1 protein-coding gene is annotated in these 360 nt (G+C 43.6%); it reads left to right on the forward strand.

The window, feature by feature from the left end; genetic code table 11:
- Nucleotides 1-360, forward strand: a 360-nt coding sequence (locus tag DW036_RS26155; protein ID WP_255421327.1) for an ABC transporter transmembrane domain-containing protein, incomplete at both ends; no start/stop codon positions are given.

Raw genomic sequence — 360 nt, forward strand, 5'->3', positions numbered from 1 at the left:
AACATTGCCCTCATATCAGACTTCCTCATCAAACTGATGAAGATGCCCATCAACTACTTTGACAGTAAGATGACAGGAGACATCTTGCAACGCATTAACGACCACAAGCGCATACAGGACTTTCTGACAGGAAGCAGCCTCAGCGTTATCTTCTCCGTGTTCAATATCATAATCTTCGGCATTGTATTGCTGGTGTACAGCGGTATGATATTTCTCATTTTCATGTGTGGAAGTGCCTTGTACGTGGCATACGTCTGGCTATTCATGAAGAAACGTGCCGAACTGGATCATAAACGTTTTGCACAACAAAGTGCCAATCAAAGTACGGTAGTGCAACTGGTAAACGGCATGCAGGAAATA

Origin of the sequence: Bacteroides sp. AF39-11AC, assembly GCF_003474285.1 — a bacterium.
Classification (GTDB): Bacteria; Bacteroidota; Bacteroidia; order Bacteroidales; family Bacteroidaceae; genus Bacteroides.